General features: G+C 63.7%; 19 protein-coding genes and 1 pseudogene. 6 read left to right on the forward strand and 14 right to left on the reverse strand.

Annotation, left to right across the window (positions count from 1 at the left end; translation table 11 throughout):
• Positions 1-4: 4 nt before the first annotated feature.
• Entirely contained in the window at positions 5-433 is a 429-nt protein-coding gene (locus tag APT63_16595) for a 50S ribosomal protein L13 (protein AMA47112.1), read from the reverse strand.
• A gap of 359 nt (positions 434-792) precedes the next feature.
• Between APT63_16595 and APT63_16600 the strand changes: the two genes are divergently transcribed.
• On the forward strand, positions 793-1,824 hold the full coding sequence (locus tag APT63_16600; protein AMA47926.1) for an AraC family transcriptional regulator: 1,032 nt from the start codon (positions 793-795) through the stop codon (positions 1,822-1,824).
• 530 nt (positions 1,825-2,354) lie between these two features.
• Here the strand turns inward: APT63_16600 and APT63_16605 are convergent.
• The 3 genes from APT63_16605 to APT63_16615 form a co-directional block, all read right to left on the reverse strand.
• Complete coding sequence (locus APT63_16605; protein ID AMA47113.1) at positions 2,355-3,449, reverse strand: ATPase; 1,095 nt, start codon at positions 3,447-3,449, stop codon at positions 2,355-2,357.
• An 83-nt stretch (positions 3,450-3,532) separates the two neighbouring features.
• Positions 3,533-4,882, reverse strand: a complete 1,350-nt coding sequence (locus APT63_16610) for a tryptophan--tRNA ligase (protein ID AMA47114.1) — start codon at positions 4,880-4,882, stop codon at positions 3,533-3,535.
• Positions 4,883-4,906: 24 nt separating this feature from the next.
• Positions 4,907-5,536, reverse strand: coding sequence for an alpha/beta hydrolase (locus tag APT63_16615; protein AMA47927.1), 630 nt, complete (start codon positions 5,534-5,536; stop codon positions 4,907-4,909).
• Positions 5,537-5,681: 145 nt separating this feature from the next.
• On the opposite strand from APT63_16615, the gene APT63_16620 reads away from it, so the two are divergent.
• Entirely contained in the window at positions 5,682-6,116 is a 435-nt protein-coding gene (locus APT63_16620) for a cytochrome D ubiquinol oxidase subunit III (GenBank protein ID AMA47115.1), read from the forward strand.
• Positions 6,117-7,158: 1,042 nt separating this feature from the next.
• Here APT63_16620 and APT63_16625 read toward each other — a convergent pair.
• The 4 genes from APT63_16625 to APT63_16640 all read right to left on the reverse strand — a co-directional run bounded on the left by APT63_16625 (position 7,159) and on the right by APT63_16640 (position 12,584).
• Positions 7,159-8,355, reverse strand: coding sequence for a methionine gamma-lyase (locus APT63_16625; GenBank protein ID AMA47116.1), 1,197 nt, complete (start codon positions 8,353-8,355; stop codon positions 7,159-7,161).
• Between the two features lie 231 nt (positions 8,356-8,586).
• Positions 8,587-10,488: an adenylyl-sulfate kinase gene (locus APT63_16630; protein AMA47117.1), complete on the reverse strand. Its 1,902-nt coding sequence runs from the start codon at positions 10,486-10,488 to the stop codon at positions 8,587-8,589.
• Between the two features lie 15 nt (positions 10,489-10,503).
• Positions 10,504-11,421, reverse strand: coding sequence for a sulfate adenylyltransferase (locus APT63_16635; GenBank protein AMA47118.1), 918 nt, complete (start codon positions 11,419-11,421; stop codon positions 10,504-10,506).
• Positions 11,422-11,825: 404 nt separating this feature from the next.
• Positions 11,826-12,584, reverse strand: coding sequence for a metal-binding protein (locus tag APT63_16640; protein ID AMA47119.1), 759 nt, complete (start codon positions 12,582-12,584; stop codon positions 11,826-11,828).
• Positions 12,585-12,787: 203 nt separating this feature from the next.
• Between APT63_16640 and APT63_16645 the strand changes: the two genes are divergently transcribed.
• The 3 genes from APT63_16645 (at position 12,788) to APT63_16655 (ending at position 16,329) form a co-directional block, all read left to right on the forward strand.
• Positions 12,788-13,957, forward strand: coding sequence for a 2-alkenal reductase (locus APT63_16645; protein ID AMA47120.1), 1,170 nt, complete (start codon positions 12,788-12,790; stop codon positions 13,955-13,957).
• A 147-nt stretch (positions 13,958-14,104) separates the two neighbouring features.
• A complete protein-coding gene (locus APT63_16650) occupies positions 14,105-14,761 on the forward strand; it encodes a carboxylesterase (GenBank protein ID AMA47121.1) in 657 nt (218 codons plus the stop codon).
• Positions 14,762-14,862: 101 nt separating this feature from the next.
• Positions 14,863-16,329, forward strand: coding sequence for an ATP-dependent RNA helicase RhlB (locus APT63_16655; GenBank protein AMA47928.1), 1,467 nt, complete (start codon positions 14,863-14,865; stop codon positions 16,327-16,329).
• A gap of 668 nt (positions 16,330-16,997) precedes the next feature.
• On the opposite strand, the gene APT63_16660 is transcribed toward APT63_16655, so the two are convergent.
• The 5 genes and pseudogenes from APT63_16660 to APT63_16680 all read right to left on the reverse strand — a co-directional run bounded on the left by APT63_16660 (position 16,998) and on the right by APT63_16680 (position 21,120).
• Positions 16,998-17,444: a molybdenum cofactor biosynthesis protein MoaE gene (locus APT63_16660; protein AMA47122.1), complete on the reverse strand. Its 447-nt coding sequence runs from the start codon at positions 17,442-17,444 to the stop codon at positions 16,998-17,000.
• 2 nt (positions 17,445-17,446) lie between these two features.
• Positions 17,447-17,692 (reverse strand): molybdopterin synthase sulfur carrier subunit, encoded by a 246-nt coding sequence (locus APT63_16665; protein ID AMA47929.1) that lies wholly within the window; start codon positions 17,690-17,692, stop codon positions 17,447-17,449.
• Positions 17,692-18,162 (reverse strand): cyclic pyranopterin monophosphate synthase accessory protein, encoded by a 471-nt coding sequence (gene moaC, locus APT63_16670; GenBank protein AMA47123.1) that lies wholly within the window; start codon positions 18,160-18,162, stop codon positions 17,692-17,694. The genes APT63_16665 and moaC overlap by 1 nt, the downstream gene beginning before the upstream one ends.
• 97 nt (positions 18,163-18,259) lie before the next feature.
• Positions 18,260-19,654 (reverse strand): ATPase, encoded by a 1,395-nt coding sequence (locus APT63_16675; protein ID AMA47124.1) that lies wholly within the window; start codon positions 19,652-19,654, stop codon positions 18,260-18,262.
• Between the two features lie 359 nt (positions 19,655-20,013).
• Positions 20,014-21,120, reverse strand: a pseudogene (locus APT63_16680) (polysaccharide deacetylase).
• Between the two features lie 111 nt (positions 21,121-21,231).
• Here APT63_16680 and APT63_16685 point away from each other — a divergent pair.
• A complete protein-coding gene (locus APT63_16685; protein AMA47125.1) occupies positions 21,232-22,008 on the forward strand; it encodes a hypothetical protein in 777 nt (258 codons plus the stop codon).
• 69 nt (positions 22,009-22,077) lie between these two features.
• Here APT63_16685 and APT63_16690 read toward each other — a convergent pair whose 3' ends face one another.
• Positions 22,078-22,929: a hypothetical protein gene (locus tag APT63_16690; protein ID AMA47126.1), complete on the reverse strand. Its 852-nt coding sequence runs from the start codon at positions 22,927-22,929 to the stop codon at positions 22,078-22,080.
• Positions 22,930-23,085 lie beyond the last annotated feature (156 nt).

Genomic DNA, 23,085 nt, shown 5'->3' on the forward strand with positions numbered 1-23,085 from the left:
TCCGTTAAATCTTCAGTTCTTGGGGCTGCTGAGCAGTATGAGGGTGGTTAGCGCCCGCATAGACCTTCAGCTTACGGTACATGTCGCGACCCAGCGGGTTCTTAGGCAGCATGCCTTTGACCGCGGTCTCGATCACGCGCTCAGGGGCCTTGGCGATCAGCTTCTCGAAGCTGATTTCCTTGATGCCGCCCGGGAAACCGGAGTGGGAGTAGTACATTTTGTCCGAAGACTTGGCACCAGTGACACGTACCTGCTCGGCGTTGATGACGACGATGTAGTCGCCGGTGTCAACGTGAGGGGTGTACTCTGCCTTGTGCTTGCCGCGCAGGCGCAGTGCGATTTCGGTAGCCAGACGACCCAGGGTCTGACCAGCGGCGTCGACCACGAACCAGTCGCGCTTTACTGTTTCTGGTTTAGCAGTAAAAGTTTTCATTCTTTATAGCCTCAAGGGCCGCCCAGCGAAAATAAGACGGCGGATCTTACTGGATAGTGCTTCGCTTGACAAGACAAGCGCGCAGCCGCATAGGGACGCTATCGGGGGCTCGGGTCAGCGCGTCCAATATTCGGCAGGGTTCCTTCGTGGGTGGTGCATCACTCCCACCGCACTGAGAGGGTGAGGATTATCCAGATTACGGAGAAGATTTCAACCTGCTTTGACGAGTAAACGCGCGTTTCGTGACGCTGGTAGCAGACATGACCTCAGGGCGAGCGTGGATACTGGACACTGATGCCGAAAGGTAAGACGATCCAGCCAACGAAAGTCCTCTTGTCTCTATAAGAATAATCACCATGATGTTCGACCCACCTTCGGCGTCGTTGCGGCGCGTCAACATTCTGGCCATCGACACGGCCTTCGCTTCGGCCCTGATGCAGGCCAAGGACTTCTTCCACCTCGCCTGCCTGCGCTTCGGCCGGCAAATGGGCGTCGGCCCGCAGCCGATGTTCGACATCCACCTGGTGAGCCCGGACGGGCAGCCCGTGAACAGCTTCAGCTCCGTGCAGATCCCGGTGGACGGTGGCCTGGAAGACGCCGACCTCATCCTGCTGCCGCCTTTCGCGGAAAGCTTCGACACGCTGTCCGTGCGCTACCCCCAGGTGCCTGCCTGGCTGCGCGAGCAGCATGCGCGGGGCGCGGTCCTGTGCGGTGAGTCGAGCGGGGTGTTCTGGCTGGCCGAAGCCGGCCTGCTCGACCACAAGGAGGCCACCACCTACTGGCGCTTCTTCGACAGCTTCGCCGCACGCTTCCCCAAGGTGAACCTCAACCGCGACAAGCACCTGACCGACGCCGACAACCTGTATTGCGCCGGCGGCACCACCTCGGCGTGCGACCTGTACATCTACCTGATCGAGCGGTTCTGCGGCGCGAGCGTGGCCCGGACCGTGGCTCGCGACATCCTCTACGAGGTGCAGCGCAGCTACACCCCGGGGCGCATCGGCTTCGGCGGCCAGAAGCTGCACCAGGACCTGTTGATCCTGCAGATCCAGCACTGGCTGGAGGAGCACTTCGCCGACAAGTTCCGCTTCGAGGACGTGGCCCGCAACCACGGCATGAGCATCCGCAATTTCATGCGCCGCTTCCAGAGCGCGACGGGCGACAAGCCTCTGCACTACCTCCAGCGGCTGCGCATCGAAACGGCCAAGGGACTGCTCTCGAGTACACGCAAGAGCATCAAGACCATCAGTTACGAGGTGGGATATGACGATGCGAGCTTCTTCGCCCGCCTCTTCCGCCAGCACACGCAACTGTCACCCAACCAGTACCGTCAGTTGCGGGCGTCGGGCACGGAAAGCAGCAGACCGCAGGCGGTGGTGGAGGTGGAGTAGCGGCGAGCGGCAGTGGATGAGGGGTATTCATCCGCAGCCACGCCATGGTGAGGGCATCCATCACAGTACTCTGTGGGAGCAACTGTCTTTTTCTACTTGCTGCATGCCCGATCCCATGGGCTGATGCGTAGGCTTACCCGCGACGCAGGCGGCGCCTGACAGAGCCCTATCGCTGGCAAGCCAGCTCCCACCCAGACCTCTGCAGCCGTCAGTGCAGGCAGGGCTGCGCAAGCAGCTTGTGGGAGCAACTGTCTTTTTCTACCTGTTACATGCCGGACTGCATGGACTAATGTGTGGGCCCTGCGGGCCCAATCGCGGCACTGGGGCCGCTCCTACACCCGTAGATTCACCGCAGGGGTACAGGCGATCACGGACCTGTGGGAGCGGGCTTGCCCGCGATAGCATCCGGTCCGTCACCGCCTGCATCGCGGGCAAGCCCGCTCCCACACAGGACTGTGCCGGTCTGTCAGATCCGCGAAACGCCCTCAGGCGTCTTCTCGCTCGAGGGCGATCGGCCTAGTCCCCTGCACTCAGGGCTTGTGCGCCCGCGACAGGAACTCGTGGGACTGCATCTCCAGCAGTCGGCTCAGGGTCCGCTGGAACTCGAAGCTCAGACGCCCACCGGTGTACAGGTCCTTGAGCTCCACTTCGGCCGAGATGATCAGCTTGACGTTACGGTCGTAGAATTCGTCGACCATGTTGATGAAGCGCCGCGCGATGTCATCGGTGGTCACGCCCATCTGCTCCACGTTGCTGAGCAGCACGGCGTGGAAGATCTTGCCCAGTTCGATGTAGTCGTTCTGGCTGCGCGGGCCGTCGCACAGGGCGCGGAAGTCGAACCAGGCCACGTCGTCGCAGGTGCGCAGCGCATGGATCTCGCGGTTCTCGATCACCAGCACGTCGTTCTCGACCGCCTGGGTGCACTCGGGCGTTAGCGCCTTGAAGCTCTGGCGCAGGCTTTCATGCGCGGCCTCGTTGAGCGGGTAATGGAACAGCTCGGCCTGTTCCAGGTGCCGCAGCCGATAGTCCACGCCGCTGTCGACGTTCACCACCTCGGTGTTCTGCTTGATCATCGCGATCGCGGGCAGGAAGCGCGCGCGCTGCAGGCCATCCTTGTACAAGCCGTCGGGCACGATGTTGGAGGTCGCCACCAAGGTCACGCCGTTCTTGAACAGCTCCTCCATCAGGGTGCCGAGGATCATGGCATCGGTGATGTCGGAGACGAAGAATTCGTCGAAGCAGATGACGCGCGCTTCCTGGGAGAAGCGCTTGGCGATGATCGTCAGCGGGTTCTTCTCGCCCTTGAGCGTTTTCATCTCTTCATGGACGCGCTTCATGAAGCGGTGAAAGTGCGTGCGCATCTTCTGCTTGAACGGCAGGGCTTCGAAGAAGGTGTCGACCAGGTAGGTCTTGCCACGTCCCACGCCACCCCAGAAGTACAGACCCTTGACGGGCGCCTGCTCCTTGCGGCCGAACAGCTTGCCGAACAGGCCAGGCTTGTCGTGCTCGGCGGCCAGCAGATCGTCGTACAGCCGCTGCAGGTGGCGCACTGCTGTTTCCTGCGCCGCGTCGTGGAAGAAGTCAGGGCGTTTCAGATCGGCTTGATAGCGTTCTAGAGGCGTCATAAGTGGTCAGCAAGGCAACAAAAGCGGGCCGTCACTGTAGCGACGGCCCTGGGTAATGGCAATCGGACTTGCGTCAGATTGTCTCAGTCGTGAACCGGCTGCAGCGCCGCACGCAGCCCTTCGATGGCGCGGTCGCGCGCAGCGGCGTCGGCGAACGCCGGGCTGTCGGCGACCTGCTCGTCGTCGAGCCAGACACTGAAGCCCGTCGCCTCGGCGCGCAGGTCGAGCTCGCCGCCCTGTTGCAAGCGCTTGCTCACGGCCCCAGCGGCCTTGCCGTCGGCGAAACGGCGCGACAGCAACAGTTGCTCGCCATCGGCAGCCAACAGGCGGAAGCGGAAGCTGCCATCGTCGTCACGGAAGCTGACGAAACGTGCAGCCTTGGCAGCCTTCTTCTTGGCCCCGCTGGTCACTTGAGCGCTGGCACAGAACGAGCGCAGGCCGACGGCTTCACGCAACTGCTCGAGGAACGGCGATGCGGTACGGCGTGCTTTCTGCGCGCCGGCCAGGAGGATGTCTTCCAGGTCCGCCGGACGCTCGATCAGCTGGTGATAGCGCTCGCGTGCCTCGCCCAGCTGGCTGTCCAGCAGCTGGAACAGACGCTGCTTGGCCTCGCCCCACCCCAACCCTTCCAGAAGCGCCTGACGGAATTCGCCGCTCTGGGCAGGGGTGGAGAACGCCTGGTAGAGGGTGAACAGGTGCGACTGGTCAGGGTCCTTCGGTTCGCCTGGCGCGCGCGAGTCGGTGACGATGCGCGAGATGGCGTCCTTCATGTCCTTGGCGCTGCTGAACAACGGGATGGTGTTGTCGTAGCTCTTGGACATCTTGCGCCCGTCGAGCCCTGGCAGCGTGGCCACGCTCTCTTCGATCAAAGCTTCGGGCATGACGAAGAATTCCTTGCCCTGGCCGAACAGGTGGTTGAAGCGCTGACCGATGTCGCGGGCCATTTCCACATGCTGGATCTGGTCGCGCCCGACCGGGACCTTGTGCGCGTTGAACATCAGGATGTCGGCGGCCATCAGCACCGGGTAGCTGTACAGCCCCATGCTCACGCCGGCATCCGGGTCTTCGCCGTTTTCCAGGTTCTTGTCCACCGACGCCTTGTAGGCATGGGCGCGGTTGAGCAGGCCCTTGGCGCTGACGCAGGTCAGCAGCCAGGTCAGCTCGGGGATTTCCGGAATGTCGGACTGCCGGTAGAACGTCACCTTGTCCGGGTCCAGGCCACCGGCCAGCCAGGTCGCGGCGATTTCCAGGCGCGAACGTTGGATGCGCAACGGGTCGTCGCACTTGATCAACGCATGGTAGTCGGCGAGGAAGTAGAACGAGTCGGCACCAGGCTGCTGGCTGGCGAGGATCGCCGGGCGAATGGCGCCGGCATAGTTGCCCAGGTGCGGCGTGCCGGTGGTGGTGATACCGGTGAGAATCCGTGTCGTCATGGGTTATCGCTTGATCAGGCTTGCTCAGTTCGAAAGACGCGGCAGCAGCAGATCCTTCAGATCGGTCAGCTTGCCATGAAAGAAGTGTCCGCATTCTGCCACTTTCAGCAGTTCATGGGGGCGCGTCAGTGCGTCGGACCATTCGTACACGAGAGACGGCGCCACCACTTCATCGGCGTCCGGTTGCACCACGGTCAGCGCGCCGCGCTCCGGCAGCGGGAAGTCCGGGCCGAGCCGCATCACGGCCGGCGCGATCATGAACAGGTGCTGCACCGGCGTTTCACGTGCTTCGAGCCGGCCGACCAGGCTGGCCGCGACGAAGCCGCCGAACGAGAAGCCCAGCACGACCAGGGGCAGGCCGGGGTGACGCTCGCCGATCCAGGCGGCGACGGCCTCGGCGTCGGCCACTTCGCCAGCGCCCATGTCATGGCTGCCAGCGCTCTGGCCGACGCCCCGGTAGTTGAAGCGCAGCGTCGCGTAGCCGGCGTCGCGCGCGGTGCGCTGCAGGGTGGAGACCACCTTGTTGAGCATGGTGCCGCCCTGGACCGGGTTGGGGTGGCAGATCAGCGCGACGCCACGTGCGTCGGCGACGTCCAGGTGCAGCGCTTCCAGCGGGCCGCAGGGGCCGTCGATGAACAGCGGGGTTTCGCGGATGAGCAAGGCACTACTCCGTGACCTCAGGAAAGGTCGACTCGTCTAGCTTGGGAATTCTGTTCTGGCATATTGGCGATCGCTCGCGGTATACAGCGCAGGTCTGAGCCGGTAACGTAAAGCAAAGCCGTTTAGAGAGGAAGGACTCGTGGAACACTCGCTTCTAGTTTGGTTGCTGCCCACCCTGGCCCTCGTGGTCGGCGTCGTGGTCGGTTTCGCCCTCGCCCGCCTGCTGCCCAAAGCGGTGCCGAGCAGTACCCAGCGCCAGCTGGACGATATCCAGCAGCGCTTCGACACGTACCAGAACGAAGTGGTCACCCACTTCAACAGCACTGCGACCCTGGTATCGCGCCTGACCCAGAGCTACCAGGACGTCCAGAATCACCTGGCCGACGGCGCCAACCGCCTGGCCCTGGACGAACTGACCCGTCAGCGTCTGCTGGCGTCGTTGCACGCCGAAGCCGCGCAGCCGCACCGCGACCGCCTGACTCCGCCGAAGGACACCGAGGCGCCTCGCGACTATGCGACCAAGGCGCCGGATGCGCCGGGGATGCTCGATGAGAGCTACGGGTTGAAGCGCTGAGTGGCGCATGCTGCATGAGGGCCTCGCAAGAGGCCTTTTTTGTGGCCGTCGTTGGACGTTTTTCGATCGTGAGGGCGCTCACGTCATTCCCTTGAGGCGCTTGAACTGACCTCTCGCGGGCAAGCCCGCTCCCACAGGTGGATGAGTGCGGTGATGATCTGACAGGCCGAGGTGCAACATGATTAAGCATGGCTACAAACGTGGGCCTAGATTTGAATGTTTCGTTGAACAGGACAAGACCCACGAGCAAATTATTGAGCGCGCAACTCGCTCTGGTGGCGGAGATCTATTCTAATGAGCAAGCCTGGGCGAAGCATCTTGAACATAGAAACAATGCACTCCGGCAGGGCCTGCCTAAATTTAACCTCACATATAGAATGGGAAGATTTTCCGCTTTATGCACTAAGGCTTCTTGAGCCACTGAAGGGTTATATTATTAACAAGTCAGACGCTGTCGATATCAGAGTCTGGGACGTCGCTATCGAGCAAGAAATTTTTCGTCTTACTTTCGATGATTTTCCAGTCATGGTATCACTCGAAGCATCAACACCAGCCGGCGATCTGCTACTTGCCAAACTCAAAATAAAACTAGGAAATCTGGATCTCTAGGGATCTCAAGGCACATTCAAACCAAGCTATTGCCCCTTGCAAGCACTGTCCGGCCTGAAAGATCATGCAAAAACCCAGGGCAGGCCACTCCCCGCCCAAGCGACAGATTTTGGATGAGTATCTTGATTGCATCTCATCAAGCCTGCTCACGCCTGATCAACAAGAGCCTCAAATCGCGTCGGACAAAAGCTCATTTTACCAATCCGCATTACACGGCATCTGCGTCACTGTGCCGACTGTCATCTTGATCAACCTCAACACATCTTAAAATACTGTTTCCTTCGCACGATCCCAAGCACTCACCACAAAAATCACTATGAACTCGTCCGCGAAACTCACCAAGCCACTTTGAGTCACGCATTGATTTCAAATACCACGTTACTTATTCATTACTCAACGCTCTGCCAACCTACATCATCTGCGAAGTCCATGGCTATTGACACAGGCGCAACGCCTGCTCCACATCCGCCAGCAGGTCATCCACCTCCTCTAACCCGACCGACAGCCGCACCAACCCCTCGGAGATGCCGTGCTGCAGACGCTCCTGCGGACTGTACGCGCTGTGGGTCATGCTGGCCGGGTGCTGAGCCAAGGATTCCGCATCCCCCAGGCTCACCGCGCGACTGAACAGCTGCAACGCATTCATGAAGCGCCGCCCCGCAGCCACGCCGCCCCTGAGTTCGAAGGCGATCATGCCACCCGGCAGACGCATCTGCCGTTGCGCCAGGGCATGCTGCGCGAAGCTCTCCAGCCCGGGATAGCGCACCTGCTCGACCTGAGGCGCCTGTTCGAGCCGTCGCGCCACGGCCAGGGCATTGCTGCAGTGACGATCCATGCGCAGTGCCAAGGTCTTGATGCCGCGCATCAGCAGCGAGGCATCGTGGGGCGACATCACGGCACCGGTCATGTCCTTGAGCCCCTCCAGACGGATCCGTCCCACCAGCGCCGCGCTGCCGATCACCAGGCCAGCGGTGATGTCGCCATGGCCACTCAGGTACTTGGTCGCCGAGTGCACCACCAGATCGGCCCCCAGCGTCAGTGGACGTTGCAGGTAAGGCGTGCAGTAGGTGTTGTCCACCACCACCAGCACGTCATGACGACGCGCCACGTCCACCACGCGGGCGATGTCCACCAGACGCATGGTCGGGTTGGCCGGCGTCTCGAAGAAGATCATTCGCGTACGGGGCGTGATGGCGGCCGCCAACGCCACGGGATCGTCGAGGTCGACATGCCGGACCTTGACGCCGAACTGGCCGATGCCATGGTGCACGAACGCGAACGTGCAGCCATACACGGTCAGGCCGACGATCAGCTCGTCGCCTGGACGCAGCAGGGTCCACAGGGTCGAGGTGATCGCGCCCATGCCCGACGCCAGGGCCAAGGCTGCCTCGCCCTCTTCCAGCGACGCCATGCGCTGTTCCAGCACGGCCAGGGTCGGGTTGGAGATGCGGCTGTAGAAGTGCCCGTCGGCCTCGCCCGCGAAGCAGGCCGCGCCGTGTTCGACGGTGGGAAAGGCATAGGTCGAGGTCTGGTAGACCGGAGGTATTAAGGCGCCTTGATGGGCCTGGGGATCGTAGCCATGGTGGATGGCCCGTGTGGAAAAACCGTAGCGGTCGTCAGCATCGCCCATGACCTAATACCTCCAGTGGTTTGGCATAAGCTTATGCCACTGGTGCGACCTGCGCGCTCGGACATGACTGAAGGCGGTGCGAAGAGCCCTGTGGTGGCAAGCGCCTGCACGCCGCTGCTGACAGCGCCGTCTTGCCAGCCTGCCCACGCTTCACCCTTCAGCCTGTCGGTCGCCCATGAAAAAACCCGCCAGGCTCATCGCCATGGCGGGTTTTTCCCTTCAAGCCAATCGCTAGATCGCGCCACGCGCACGCAGCACATCCAGCACCTGCTTGACGCCTTCTTCCACGCTCGCGGTCTGGGTGTCGATCACCAGATCGGCATCCAGCGGCACATCGTACGGGAAGCCTTCGCCCGGGATGTTGTCGCCCCCGGCGGCATACAGGCCCTGCGGGTCACGCTCGCGGCACACCTGCGGCGAAGCCTGCACGTAGACGGTGACCAGGCGCTCGCTGCCGATCAAGGCCTTGGCCTGCTCGCGCCCCTCGGCATCCGGCGCCACGAAGGCCGCCAGGGTCAGCAGGCCCGCTTCGTTGAACTGACGGGCCACGTGCGCGGCGCGGCGCCAGTTCTCGGTGCGACCGGCGCGGTCCTGCGGCAGGCCCTTGTTCAGGTCGTGGCGCAGGTTCTGGCCGTCGAGGACATAGACCGCACGGCCCATGTCGAACAGCTTGCGCTCCACGGCGTAGGCCAGGGTGCTCTTGCCCGCGCCGGACAGGCCACTGAACAGGACCGTCGCCGGCTGCTGGCCGAAGCGTCGCGCGCGCTCTTCGGTGCTCACGTGCGACGACGTCCCGTGCTGACCCGCGCCACCGTGTGGCAGCACCGGCGGCGCGATGATCATGCCGGCACCGACGGTGCCGTTGGTCAGGCGGTCGATGACGATGAAGGCGCCCGTGGTGCGGTTGCTGTCATACCCGTCCAGCGCGATCGACCAGTCCAGGCTGACCTTGACCTTGCCGATCTCGTTGAGCTGCAAGGCGCTGGCGGCCCCGCGCTCCAGGGTATTCACATCGACCTTGTGGGCGATGCTGGCGATCGAGCCCGGCACGTAGCTGGTGGCGCGCTTGATGTCGTACTTCTTGCCCGGCAGCATCGGCTCTTCGGCCATCCACACCAGCATGGCGTCGAACTGGTCGGTGACCGGCGGCACGTTGTCGGCGTGCACCAGCAGGTCGCCACGGGAGATGTCGATCTCGTCTTCCATGGTCAGGGTCACGGCCTGGCCGGGGCCTGCGTGCTCCAGCTCACCCTCGTAGGTGACGATGGACTTGACCCGGCTGCTCTTGCCCGACGGCAGGACCACGACTTCGTCGCCCTTGTGCACGATGCCGCTGGCCAGGGTGCCGGCGAAGCCGCGGAAGTTCAGGTTGGGACGGTTGACGTACTGCACCGGGAAACGCAGATCGGTGAAGTTGCGGTCGGCCGCGACTTCCACGGTTTCCAGGATTTCCATCAGCGCCGGGCCGGTGTACCACGGCGAACGTTCGCTGCGGTTGACCACGTTGTCGCCCTTGAGGGCCGACATCGGCACGAAGTGCAGGCTGCTGGGCTGCAGGTTGATGGCATCGGCGAATTTCAGGTAGTCGGCCTTGATCGACTCGAAGACGCCTTCATCGAAGCCCTTGAGGTCCATCTTGTTGACGGCGACCACGATGTGCTTGATGCCCAGCAAGGAGGCGATGTAGCTGTGGCGACGGGTCTGGGTCTGCACGCCATAGCGCGCGTCCACGAGGATGATCGCCAGGTCGCAGGTCGAGGCGCCGGTGGCCATGTTGCGGGTGTACTGCTCGTGGCCCGGCGTGTCGGCGATGATGAACTTGCGCTTGGCGGTGGAGAAGTAGCGGTAGGCGACATCGATGGTGATGCCCTGCTCGCGCTCGGCCTGCAGGCCATCGACCAGCAGTGCCAGGTCGACTTCCTCGCCGGTGGTGCCGGACTTCTTCGAGTCACGGGTGATGGCCTCGAGGTGGTCCTCGTAGATCATCTTGGAGTCGTGCAGCAGGCGCCCGATCAGGGTGCTCTTGCCGTCATCCACGTTGCCGCAGGTGAGGAAACGCAGCAGTTCTTTGCGCTCGTGCTGAGCCAGATAAGCGAGGATGTCTTCGCTGATCAAATCGGATTGGTGCGACATGGAGTAACCCTGAAGTTAGAAGTAGCCCTGACGTTTCTTGTCTTCCATGGAGCCGGCACCGTCATGGTCAATGACCCGGCCCTGGCGCTCGGACGTGCGCGTCAGCAGCATTTCCTGAATGATGTCGGTCAGGCTTTCGGCCTCCGACTCGACGGCGCCCGTCAACGGGTAGCAGCCCAGGGTACGGAAGCGCACCTTCTTCTTGACGATGCGGGCCTTCTCCTCGTCGGAGAGGTGCTCCAGGATGCGATCGTCGTCGATCATGATCAGGGTGCCGTTCTTCTCGATGACGTCGCGCTCGGCGGCGAAGTACAGCGGCACGATCGGGATGCCTTCGAGGTAGATGTACTGCCAGATGTCCAGTTCGGTCCAGTTCGACAGCGGGAAGACGCGGATCGACTCGCCCTTGTTGACCTTGCCGTTGTAGACGTTCCACAGCTCGGGACGCTGGTTCTTCGGGTCCCAGCGGTGCTTGCTGTCACGGAACGAGTAGACGCGCTCCTTGGCGCGGGACTTCTCTTCATCGCGACGCGCGCCACCGAAGGCAGCATCGAAGCCATGCTTGTCCAGCGCCTGCTTCAGGCCCTGGGTCTTCATGATGTCGGTGTGCTTGGCACTGCCGTGGGTGAACGGGTTGATGCCCTGTGCCACGCCTTCGGGGTTCACATGGGTGATCAGTTCCAGCCCCATCTCCTCGACCATGCGATCGCGGAAGCGGTACATCTCCTGGAATTTCCACTGGGTGTCGACGTGCATCACCGGGAACGGCAGCTTGCCTGGGAAGAAAGCCTTGCGCGCCAGGTGCAGCATCACGGCAGAGTCCTTGCCGATCGAGTAGAGCATCACCGGGTTATCGAACTCGGCGGCCACCTCGCGGATGATGTGGATGCTCTCCGCCTCCAGCTGTTTCAAGTGCGTCAGTTTGTCGACCATGGCTACTCACGAAAAACGATCTTATGGACGGCCGTCGGGCCGTGTTCGAGCAGGGCACTCTATCACAGCGACACTGTTCTATTTAGGAGGGGGGATAGACCGAAACAGTCTAACCATATGCCGTGAGGTTTGAGGGTTTTGGGCTGCACGCGGCAAGCAATGAGGTTGAACCTGGGGGAGCCGGGTCGCCAGCGATGACAGCGGTGTCGGCACCGTCGCTATCGCTGGCAAGCCAGCTCCCACAGGGCGCTGCGATAGCCTGCAACGCCGTGGCATGGCTACGGACGTGGGAGCAGCCCCTGCAGGGGCACCGAGCCGGCCGCGATCGGGCCCGCCAGGGCCCACATCAGCACTTGGCAACCCCATGGAATCTCCCACAGGTTGTTTCTAGCCTGTGGTTATTTTCAGACCGGGTTGGGGCAGTCGATGAACACGTGCTCGACGGCGAAGCGGCGGGCCAGGTAATCGCCCAGGGCCTGGACGCCGTAGCGCTCGGTGGCGTGGTGGCCGGCGGCGATGAAGCTGATGCCATTCTCGCGCGCGCTGTGGACGGTCTGTTCAGAGGCCTCGCCGCTGAGGAACAGGTCCACGCCCGCGGCGATGGCATCGTCGATGTAGCCCTGTCCGCCCCCGGTGCACCAGCCCACGCGGCTGACCAGGCGTTCGCTGTCGATCAGCAACGGCTCGCGGCCGAGGGCTTCGTGGACGCGGCGGGCGAAATCGCGTGCCGGGGTCGGTTCGGCCAGCGAGCCGATCAGGCCGATGATCTTCGGGTTGCCCGGGTCGAGCGGACCCTCGACCGTGATGTCCAGCTGCCGTGCGAGCTGGACGTTGTTGCCGACGTCGGCGTGCACGTCCAGGGGCAGGTGAAAGGCCAGCAGGCTGAGGTCGTTGCGCAGCAGGGTGGCCAGGCGGCGCTGCTTCATGCCGGTGATGCAGGGGTTCTCGCCCTTCCAGAAGTAGCCGTGGTGCACCAGCACCAGGTCGGCGTCGGCTGCCACCGCGGCGTCGAGCAGGGCCTGGCTGGCGGTCACGCCGCTGACGATGCGGCGCACCTGGGGCCGGCCCTGGACCTGCAGACCATTGGGGCAGTAATCCTGGATCTTCGCGCTGGCCAGATAGCGTTCGGCTTCCTCGACCAAGGTACTCAGGGCAACGGCCATGGGATGTCTCCTCCATGCAGCGGGTGGTCGGGCCTGCGCCCGAAAAGGCGTCCATTATACGAAGGGCGGCCGTCACGCGGGCAAACCCGTCGCCTGGCCGGCGCAATCGCACGCCAGCATCGTCGTCGCGACACGGGATGTGTATGATCGCGCGCGTTCCCGGGTGTGCCGTCACCCACCCTGCCCTTTCCAGGATGTGATCGATGTTCAAGTCCATGCGTTATTTTGCCTGGCCATTGCTGACCGGCGTGCTCATCGCCCTGCTGGTGATCCAGCGCTTTCCCCAGTGGGTCGGCCTGCCCAGTCAGGACGTCAACCTGCAACAGGCCCCGCAGACCACGCAGACCGTGCAGGGCCCGGTGTCCTATGCCGACGCGGTGACCGTGGCGGCGCCGGCCGTGGTCAACCTGTACACCACCAAGGCCAGCAAGGCCACCGGCAAGAACGCCCACCCGCTGTTCGAGGACCCACAGTTCAAGCGTTTCTTCGGCGACAACCTGCCCAAGCAGCGACGCTGGGAGTCCAGCCTGGGGTCGGGGGTGATCATGAGCCGCGAAGGCTACCTGCTCACCAACAACCACGTGACCGCCGGTGCCGACCAGATCGTGGTGGCGCTCAAGGATGGGCGCGAGACCCTGGCACGGGTCATCGGCAGCGATCCGGAAACCGACCTGGCGGTGCTGAAGATCGACCTCACCGACCTGCCGGCGATCACCATCGGGCGCTCCGACACCCTTCGCATCGGCGACGTCTCGCTGGCCATCGGCAACCCGTTCGGGGTCGGCCAGACCGTGACCATGGGCATCATCAGCGCCACCGGCCGCAACCAGCTGGGGCTGAACAACTACGAGGACTTCATCCAGACCGACGCGGCCATCAACCCGGGCAACTCCGGGGGCGCGCTGGTCGATGCCAATGGCAACCTGACGGGCATCAACACCGCGATCTTCTCCAAGTCCGGCGGTTCCCAGGGCATCGGCTTCGCCATCCCGGTCAAGCTGGCCCTGGAGGTGATGAAGTCGATCATCGAGCACGGCCAGGTGATTCGCGGCTGGCTCGGCATCGAGGTGCAACCCCTGAGTCAGGAGCTGGCCGAATCGTTCGGCCTGAAGGGCCGGCCCGGCATCGTCGTGGCCGGCATCTTCCGCGAAGGCCCGGCGCAGCGTGCCGGCCTGCAGGTCGGTGACGTGATCCTCAGCATCAACGGCGAGCCGGCCGGCGACGGTCGCAAGTCGATGAACCAAGTGGCGCGGATCAAGCCGGGCGACAAAGTGGTCATCGAAGTGATGCGCAACGGACAGCCGCTCAAGCTGGTCGCCGAGGTCGGCATGCGGCCCCCACCGGCACCGGTCGCGACCCCGTCGGAAGGCTGAGGCCGGAGCGGGTCGCCAGGGCGGCCCGACACCGATCGACGCACGCGCATAGGCAAATTCGCGAGGCCGTGACATGCTTCGAGGTCATTTCCACCTCCGTCACGTTCCCTGCTTCGCGCAGAGCGTGCGTCTTTTTCAGGAGCCTTCATGACCGACCCGCTGATTCTCGAACCGCAACAGACGGCCGACGCCTGCGTGATCTGGCTGCACGGCCTGGGCGCCGATCGCTACGACTTCATGCCCGTGGCCGAGTTTCTCCAGGAACGTCTGCTCAGTACGCGCTTCATCATGCCCCAGGCGCCGACCCAGCCGGTCACCATCAACGGCGGCTACGCCATGCCCAGCTGGTACGACATCAAGGCCATGACGCCTGCCCGTGCCATCGACGAGGCACAGCTCGAAGCGTCCGCCGCGCAGGTCATCGCGCTGATCGAGGCCGAGCGAGCCAAGGGCATCGACCTGACCCGCATCGTGCTGGCCGGTTTCTCCCAGGGCGGCGCCGTGGTGCTGCACACTGCCTACGTCCAGTGGCAGGAAGCGCTGGGCGGCGTCCTGGCGCTGTCGACCTACGCGCCCACCTTCAGCGACGAGCACCAGCTCAGCGCCTGCCAGCAGCGCACGCCGGCCCTGTGCCTGCACGGCGTGCACGACCCGGTGGTGGTGCCGTCCATGGGCCGCACGGCGTTCGAGTACCTCAATACCTGGGGCGTCCCGGCGCGTTGGCAGGAATACCCCATGGAGCACGAAGTGGTGGTCGCCGAGCTGAACGACATTCACGACTGGCTGAGCGAAAAACTGCGCTGAGCGGCCCCTTCACCCGGCGCGTGCGGCAATAACCTGCGCCGAGCCGGGTTCTTGCATTACACTGCCCGCCGTACATTCCTTAACCAATCGACGAGATGACCGTGCTCAAGGCACTCAAGAAACTCTTTGGCATGGGTGAGGCAGGCGTACAGCCAGCCGCCGTCCCCGCTGCCATGGCGCCCAGCGTGGCGCCCGTCCAGGCTGCCGCCGCGGCCCCGACGACACCTTTGCCTGCCGTGGCGCCACCGGCTCCCGAGCAGCCCGACCCACAGGTCGCCGCCCCGGCTGCCATACCCACCTCGAGCACGCCACGACGCGCGCGAACACCTCGCCCCAAGCCCCAGGCCTCGTTGTGGAAACGTGAGGACTTCGTGGTCGAGCCCCAGGAAGGCAAGACACGCTTTCATGATTTCGCCTTGTCCGACACGGTGATGCACGCGATCCATGACCTGGGCTTCCCCTATTGCACGCCCATCCAGGCCCAGGTGCTCGGCCATACCCTGCGCGGTCAGGACGCCATCGGCCGTGCCCAGACCGGGACCGGCAAGACGGCTGCGTTTCTGATCTCGATCATCTCGCAGCTGCAGCAGACGCCACCGCCCAAGGAGCGCTACATGGGCGAGCCGCGGGCGCTGATCATCGCGCCGACCCGCGAACTGGTGGTGCAGATCGCCAACGACGCCAAGGCCCTGACACGCTACAGCGGCCTGAACGTGATGACCTTCGTCGGCGGCATGGACTTCGACAAGCAGCTCAAGAGCCTCGAGGCGCGGTACTGCGACATCCTGGTGGCCACGCCGGGCCGCTTGCTGGACTTCCAGCAGCGTGGCGAAGTGCACCTGGACATGGTCGAGGTGCTGGTGCTGGACGAAGCCGACCGCATGCTCGACATGGGCTTCATCCCGCAGGTCCGTCAGATCATCCGGCAGACCCCACCCAAGAGCGAGCGCCAGACGCTGCTGTTCTCCGCGACCTTCACCGAGGACGTGATGAACCTGGCCAAGCAGTGGACCACCGACCCTGCGATCGTCGAGATCGAGCCGGAGAACGTCGCCAGCGATACGGTCGAGCAGCATGTATACGCGGTGGCCGGTAGCGACAAGTACAAGCTGCTGTACAACCTGGTGACGCTGAACCAGTGGCAGCGGGTGATCGTCTTCGCCAACCGCAAGGACGAGGTGCGCCGCATCGAGGAGCGCCTGGTGCGCGACGGCATCAATGCCGCCCAGCTTTCGGGTGACGTGCCGCAGCACAAGCGCATTCGCACCCTGGAAAACTTCCGCGAGGGCCGCGTCAGCGTGCTGGTGGCCACGGACGTGGCCGGTCGTGGCATCCACATCGACGGGATCAGCCACGTGATCAACTTCACCCTGCCGGAAGATCCGGACGACTACGTGCACCGCATCGGCCGCACGGGCCGCGCCGGCACCAGCGGCGTGTCGATCAGCTTCGCCGGCGAGGACGACTCCTACCAGCTACCCGGGATCGAAGCCCTGCTCGGCCGCAAGATCAAGTGCGAGATGCCGCCCCAGGAGTTGTTGGCGCCGGTGCCCAAGCGCACGTCTTGAGCGGCAAGCTGCAACCGTCTGGCGAAGGCATTTTCCAAATGCCGACTTCAAGGACGGGAGTGTCCGCGTAGTTGCGTGGCAGGCCGATGCAATCTCTTTGTGTGCGGGCCCGCGATAGCGGTGGTAATGCCGATCCATAACCGACAGGTCGAACGCTGGCCTGTCAGCCCTGAGGTGGATGAAAGGCCCTATCGCTGGCAAGCCAGCTCCCACAGGTGCCCCTTTCAAGCAGGCCATCGCACGATGGCAAAGCCGCCTGTGGGAGCGGGCTTGCCTGTGGGAGCCCGCCTCCTTGGCGCCGCGCTGCTGCGCAGAGAACATGGCGATAGCTGGCAGGGTCTGGGGCTTTATTGCTCATCGATTTTAGGGCCGCTTTGCGGCCCATCGCGGCCGGTCCGGCGCCCCGGCAGGGGCCGCTCCTACACCCGTAGCCCCACCGCGCGAGACTGCAGGCTATCGCGGTCACCTGTGGGAGCGGGCTTGCCCGCGATAGCGGTGGTAACGCCGATCCATTGCCGGCAGATCGAACACTGGCCTGTCAGCCCTGAAGTGGATGAACAGGCCCCTGTATCCTGCCAGCTATCGTCATGTTCTCTGCGCGACAGCACGGCGCCAAGGCGGCGGGCGGGTGCTCGATCGCTACAGAAGCCGGCTCCTTGCAACCCGTCTCACCACCGCTTCGCCGCGTCCTGATCGCTCTGGCGCCCTTCGACCCACCGTGGGCCGTCGGGCGTGGTTTCCCGCTTCCAGAACGGCGCCTGGGTCTTGAGGTAGTCCATGATGAAGTCGCAGGCCTGGAAGGCGGCCTGGCGGTGGGCGCTGGCCACGCCGACGAAGACGATCGGTTCGCCCGGCTCCAGGGCACCGATACGGTGCAGCACGTGCACGTTCAGCAGCGGCCACCGTGATTGCGCCAGCTCCACGATCTTGGCCAGGGCCTTTTCGGTCATGCCGGGGTAGTGTTCGAGGAACATCCCTGCGACGTCGCGTCCATCGTTGAAATCGCGCACGTAGCCAACGAAACCCACCACCGCGCCCACACCGACGTTTGCGGCGTGCAAGGCTTCCAGTTGCTGGCCGGGCTGGAAGGCGGCCTGTTGCACCTGAACGCTCATGCTCAGCCTCCGGTCACGGGGGGGAAGAAGGCGACTTCGTCACCGTCCGTGACCGGCTCGTCGAGTCGGCACAGGTCCTGATTGCGCGCGCACATCAGGTTCTGCTCGCCCAGCACCGCATAGGCATCGCCCTTGGCCAGCAGTGCGCGGCGCACGTCGTCGAGCACGGCGAACGTGCCCTCCAGCGCGTCGCCCTCGCGCCCGATGCGCTCGCGGTAACGCGCGAAATACACCACTCGAACCTGCATCATGCCTCCGCCTGGTAAGGGCCACTCTTGCCGCCGGTCTTTTCCAGCAGGCGCACCTGCTCGATGACCATGCCTTTGTCGACGGCCTTGCACATGTCGTAGATCGTCAATGCCGCGATGCTGGCGGCGGTCAGGGCTTCCATCTCCACGCCCGTCTGACCCGCCAGCTTGCAGCGGGCGCTGATGTGCACTGCATCGGAGCCTTCGGCACGCAGCTCGAGCTTGACGCTGGTCAGCATCAGCGGGTGGCACAGCGGGATCAGGTCGCTGGTCTTCTTGGCGGCCTGGATGCCGGCGATGCGGGCCACGGCGAACACGTCGCCCTTGGGATGCTCGCCGTCGACGATCATGCGCAGCGTCTCCGGGCGCATGCGCACCCGCGCTTCGGCGATGGCTTCACGGGCGGTGACGGCCTTGTCGGTGACATCGACCATGGCGGCGCGGCCTTGGGAATCGAGATGGGTTAGCACGGTTTTCCTCCGGTAAGAGGCAAAGAGTGTAAACCCGACGTCAAGGTTCCCGGAATGGAAAAAGCCGGGCGGCGCGGCGCCCGGCGGATGGGAAGGGTTACAGGTGCGATTCGGCGTATTCGGCCAGCACCGAACGTGGCACGCCCTGCAGGGTGATGTGCACGCCGTGGGGGAAGTCCTTGAACCGCTCGGTCAGGTAGGTCAGCCCGGAGCTGGGAGCCGACAGGTAGGGGGTGTCGATCTGCGCCAGGTTGCCCAGGCAGACCACCTTGGAGCCCGCGCCGGCCCGGGTGATGATGGTTTTCATCTGGTGCGGCGTGAGGTTCTGGCACTCGTCGATCAGGATCAGGCTCTGCTGGAAGCTGCGTCCGCGGATGTAGTTGAGCGACTTGAACTGCAAGGGCACGCGCTCGAGGATGTACTCGACGCTGCCATGGGTGTTCTCGTCGTCCATGTGCAAGGCTTCGAGGTTGTCGGTGATGGCGCCCAGCCAAGGCTCCATCTTCTCGGCCTCGGTGCCGGGCAGAAAGCCGATCTCCTGGTCGAGCCCCTGCACGCTGCGGGTGGCGATGATGCGCCGGTAGCGCTTGCTGACCATGGTCTGCTCGATGGCAGCGGCCAGGGCCAGGATGGTCTTGCCCGAACCGGCAGCGCCCGTGAGGTTGACCAGATGGATGTCCGGGTCCAGCAGGGCGAACAGCGCCAGCGCTTGGTGGATGTCACGCGGCTTGAGGCCCCAGGCTTCCTGATGCAACAGCGGTTCCTGGTGCAGGTCGAGCAACAGCAGTTCGTCGCCGCGCACGCCCTTGACCCAGCCGACGAAACCTTGCTCATCGACGATGAACTCGTTGACGTGCACCGGGGTGATGACGTCGTTGAGGTGGACACGGTGCCAGGTGCGGCCGCGCTCCTGACGCGTCTCGACCTTGTCGACCCGATCCCAGAACGAGCCGGCGACCGAGTGATACCCTTTGGACAGCAGTGATACGTCGTCGACCAGCTGGTCGGTGCTGTAGTCCTCGGCGGCGATGCCGCAGGCCCGCGCCTTCAGGCGCATGTTGATGTCTTTGGTGACCAGCACCACGCTCAGGTCCTTGCGCCGCGCACGCACCTCCAGGACCTGGTTGATGATGATGTTGTCATTGAGGGTTTCCGGCAGCAGCTGGGCCGGATCGTTGCGTGGGGTCATCAGGATCGAGAGGTAACCTTTCGGCCCGCTCTTGCCGCGCTGGATCGGCACGCCGCGCTCGACGTCCTGGGGCGAGGCATCGCCCAGGGTCTGGTCGATCAGCCGGATGGCCTGGCGGCATTCGGCGGCGACGGTGTGCTTGCCGGTCTTGAGCTTGTCGAGCTCCTCGAGCACGGTCATCGGGATGGCGACGTAATGCTCCTCGAAATTGAGCAATGCATTGGGGTCGTGGATCAGGACGTTGGTATCGAGCACATACAGGATTGGCTGGTCGGAAGAAGGGGTGCGTCCTTGGTCATCCATACTCTGTCACCTTATGTGGGAGCCAGACGGCGCGCTATCACCGCGCCGCGAAGTGACACCGTTCTCCCCGTATCCGCGTCGTTACGGGCGGGGAGCGCACCTGCAGCCAGGAGGGCCTGGATGACGCCACCTGTGCTGCAGGATTCGGCTGTCCACCTCCTACATACCGCAAACCCATGGCAGGCAACAGTCTTTTTCAACGGGCAGGCAGTTTATTTTGTACGACCGACTACACACCTTGGTTTGTCGTCCAGGTACGACTACAGTCAAGGGTCAACCTCCCCGTGTTCGTCGTCCGTCGGCACGCTATCCTCGGCGCCCTGCTCGTCCTCCTGCGGGGGTGGGGCCTGAAAATCTCCCCGACAATCGGCCCAGCCGATCCCGCTCTGTGCGGTGAGTGTCAGCAGTTGCTGCACCGCAGGCTGCGCCTTGGCCGACGTCTCGTTGAACTGCACGATGCCCTGACGCCAGAGCAGCATCAGGCTGAGCACGCGCTGCGCCGACTGCTCGGCACTGAGCGGCCCATTGTCCTGCGCGTCGATGTCCCACAGCGAAACCCGCAGGTGACGAGCCGCCATGAACGCCTGGCCATCCTGGCGCCGCTGCCCGTAGGGCGGGCGGAACCAGCCGACGTACTGCTGCGGCGCATCGCTCTGGATCCTGGCCTGGCTGCGTTGCAGGGAGGCCTGCCAGTCCTGCCACTGCGCATGGGAGCGGTATTCCCACCCCTGCAGACCGACGCAGTGATCGGCATAGCGCTCGCGCAGGGCCGCGGCGGAGGTGGCGTCGCGGCGCTGCTGCCAACGGCTGCCCAGCACGAAGAACAGACCCGAGACCTGCTGCTGGCGCAGGTAGTGGGCCAGCGTTTCGGTCGTGCCGTCCGTCAGGCCAGGGCCACCGACGACGCTGAGCAGAAACAGGCGGTCGCCGAAGGTCCCGCCGGTGTCTTCCGGTTCGAGAAACCGCTGCACCTCGCTCTCCAGGCGCGGCAACAGCGCGGCCTTGCGCAGCAGGTCATCCAGGTAGCGCACGTGGAACTGACGACTGGGCTCGACCCAGCCGGCATAGAACGCACCGACCTGGGTGTCGAAGGTCGCGGCCAAGGTGCGCAGTTCGGCCAGGGACTCGGCCGGGAAACAGAACGAGGCATCCTGATCACAGCTTTGCAGCGCCTGCCGGTAGTTGTTCCACAGCCGCCCCCACATCCTGGCGCGTACGGCACGCACCGACTGCAGGTTGATCTGGCGCAGTTGCAGACGATCGGCCAGGGCCTGCTCATCGAGCCCTTCGCTGTCGTGCAGGACCTGGGCGAACGAGAGGATCTGCGCGCGCGAGGCGACGTCGAACAGCACCGGGCTGTCCAGCCGCTCAGGCCAGACGCTGCGGTCGAGGCTGACGAACGGCGTCGGCGCGGCCTGGGCCACGCTACCGAGGAAAACCGCCAGGACGATCCAGACGACACGCATGCGACAACTCCCTGTGAGCGAGCCGCGTACTATAGCCGCAAGCGCTCGATCAGGGTTTGGCGTGATCGGCCGACCGCCTTAGAATCGCCCGATGACTTCAGGAGCCCCACCATGCTGGCCGTACTCTCACCCGCCAAGACCCTCGACTACGACACGCCGCCCGTCACCCAGCGCCATACCCTGCCGCAGTACCTGGACCATGCCCAGCTGCTGATCGACCAGCTGCGTGATTTTTCGCCGCAGCAGATCGCCGAGCTCATGCACCTGTCGGACAAGCTGGCTGGACTCAATGCCGCGCGCTTCGGTAGCTGGACAGCGCATGCCACGCCTGAGAACGCCAAGCAGGCCCTGCTGGCGTTCAAGGGCGACGTCTATACCGGACTGGACGCCGACAGCCTGGGCGAGGCCGATTTCGACCATGCCCAGCGACACCTGCGCATGCTCTCGGGGCTGTACGGGCTGCTGCGGCCGCTCGACCTGATGCAGCCGTATCGCCTGGAAATGGGGACGCGTCTGGCCAATGCCCGGGGCAAGGACCTGTACGCCTTCTGGGGCACGCGCCTGAGCGAAGGGCTGAACCAGGCCTTGGCCGACCAGGGCGATGACGTGCTGGTGAACCTGGCGAGCAACGAGTACTTCAGCGCGGTCAAGCGCGAGGCGCTCAAGGCACGGGTGATCGACGTGGAGTTCCGGGATTTGAAGAACGGGCAGTACAAGATCATCAGCTTCCATGCCAAGAAGGCACGGGGGTTGATGGCGCGCTTTATGATTCAGGAGCGTATCGAGGATCCTGCACGGCTCAAGGCGTTCGATGTGCAGGGGTATCGGTATGCGCAAGACGCCTCGGGCGAGAACCGGTTGGTCTTTCTGCGCGACGAGGCGCCTTGACACAGCAGTTCGGCACGACCAGACCCCGTCGAACGGGCCTGGTCTAGCCGCCAGCGGCCAGGGTCAGGCTCAGGCACGTGTGACGTCGAGCATGCCTGACACCTTGAAGTGCCTGGCGTTATGACTGAACTCGAAGTCGTAGTGAAGCTTCAGGAATGTTAGCTGCGCGTCGTGTTCGACCTGTTTGATACTGAGCGATCCCAGCCTTGCCGGATACGCGCGCTCCGCGTGCAGGAAGATAGCCGTTGTCGGTCGTACCTTGCCGTCTGTCACGGTGAAATTGAGCGAGATGCCTGCACGCGTGTGGTCTTGAATGTCTATCTCATGGACGGAGACGACGCCTGTGGCAGAGCCCGCCTCATGAGTCAGCCCAAAACGATTTCCCTTGAATTTATCAATGCCTTCGAACGCGGGTTCGATTGAGCCCGACCCAGAGCCGGTCGCTGTCAGCTCGATGTTTTCATACGTTACGTTGAATTTCCCCTCCTCGATGGAAAACTTCTGGCCATCCTCGTCCGCGCCTTCGAACTCGAAGCCGTCCACTTGCAGGGTTCCTGCTTCCCTGTTCCATCTCAAGCCAGTGATGCTGCCGCGAGTCGCATACCCACCCGTCGAGCTGGCGAAGTAGGCCCATACGGCCTTTGCGCCAGGTTCGTAGGGAAGGATCTTGTGATTGCCGTCCCCGATATCGTCAGGAAAGCTTAGAAACATGTAGATCGGCTCAGGCGCTTGACTAGCGTTCTGAGTGTCCGGGTCGATCATGCCCAGGACACCCACCGTCTTGCCAGTCTGAGAGAAGTGAACCGATGTCGATTCGAATCGAGCGCCAGGCACCCACGATGCAGGCGATACTTTCGCCGACATCTTGCCAGTAGCGTTGTCAGTCTGCGGAGCGGCAGCCACCTTTTGGTCAATGTTCATGGTCTTGTCCTCTTGATGATCACGATGTGTAGTCGTATTGCCGAAGCTAAAGCGTGGCTCGACGCCCGACTACTGGCATAAATGTCAGGGTGCTGCCGCGTCACATGCCTTTTGAAGGTACGCCCCTGCCAGGCTAGGATGTCCCTTCCCTCTCCA

The organism is Pseudomonas monteilii, assembly GCA_001534745.1.
Classification (GTDB): Bacteria; Pseudomonadota; Gammaproteobacteria; order Pseudomonadales; family Pseudomonadaceae; genus Aquipseudomonas; species Aquipseudomonas alabamensis.

What these genes read in the sequence shown, in the direction of transcription:
- APT63_16595 (AMA47112.1), bottom strand. Translation starts at nt 433, where the DNA reads ATGAAAACTTTTACTGCTAAACCAGAAACAGTAAAGCGCGACTGGTTC.
- APT63_16600 (AMA47926.1), top strand. Translation starts at nt 793, where the DNA reads ATGTTCGACCCACCTTCGGCGTCGTTGCGGCGCGTCAACATTCTGGCC.
- APT63_16605 (AMA47113.1), bottom strand. Translation starts at nt 3,449, where the DNA reads ATGACGCCTCTAGAACGCTATCAAGCCGATCTGAAACGCCCTGACTTC.
- APT63_16610 (AMA47114.1), bottom strand. Translation starts at nt 4,882, where the DNA reads ATGACGACACGGATTCTCACCGGTATCACCACCACCGGCACGCCGCAC.
- APT63_16625 (AMA47116.1), bottom strand. Translation starts at nt 8,355, where the DNA reads ATGGGCGATGCTGACGACCGCTACGGTTTTTCCACACGGGCCATCCAC.
- APT63_16630 (AMA47117.1), bottom strand. Translation starts at nt 10,488, where the DNA reads ATGTCGCACCAATCCGATTTGATCAGCGAAGACATCCTCGCTTATCTG.
- APT63_16635 (AMA47118.1), bottom strand. Translation starts at nt 11,421, where the DNA reads ATGGTCGACAAACTGACGCACTTGAAACAGCTGGAGGCGGAGAGCATC.
- APT63_16640 (AMA47119.1), bottom strand. Translation starts at nt 12,584, where the DNA reads ATGGCCGTTGCCCTGAGTACCTTGGTCGAGGAAGCCGAACGCTATCTG.
- APT63_16645 (AMA47120.1), top strand. Translation starts at nt 12,788, where the DNA reads ATGTTCAAGTCCATGCGTTATTTTGCCTGGCCATTGCTGACCGGCGTG.
- APT63_16650 (AMA47121.1), top strand. Translation starts at nt 14,105, where the DNA reads ATGACCGACCCGCTGATTCTCGAACCGCAACAGACGGCCGACGCCTGC.
- APT63_16660 (AMA47122.1), bottom strand. Translation starts at nt 17,444, where the DNA reads ATGAGCGTTCAGGTGCAACAGGCCGCCTTCCAGCCCGGCCAGCAACTG.
- APT63_16665 (AMA47929.1), bottom strand. Translation starts at nt 17,692, where the DNA reads ATGCAGGTTCGAGTGGTGTATTTCGCGCGTTACCGCGAGCGCATCGGG.
- APT63_16675 (AMA47124.1), bottom strand. Translation starts at nt 19,654, where the DNA reads ATGGATGACCAAGGACGCACCCCTTCTTCCGACCAGCCAATCCTGTAT.
- APT63_16685 (AMA47125.1), top strand. Translation starts at nt 21,232, where the DNA reads ATGCTGGCCGTACTCTCACCCGCCAAGACCCTCGACTACGACACGCCG.
- APT63_16690 (AMA47126.1), bottom strand. Translation starts at nt 22,929, where the DNA reads ATGAACATTGACCAAAAGGTGGCTGCCGCTCCGCAGACTGACAACGCT.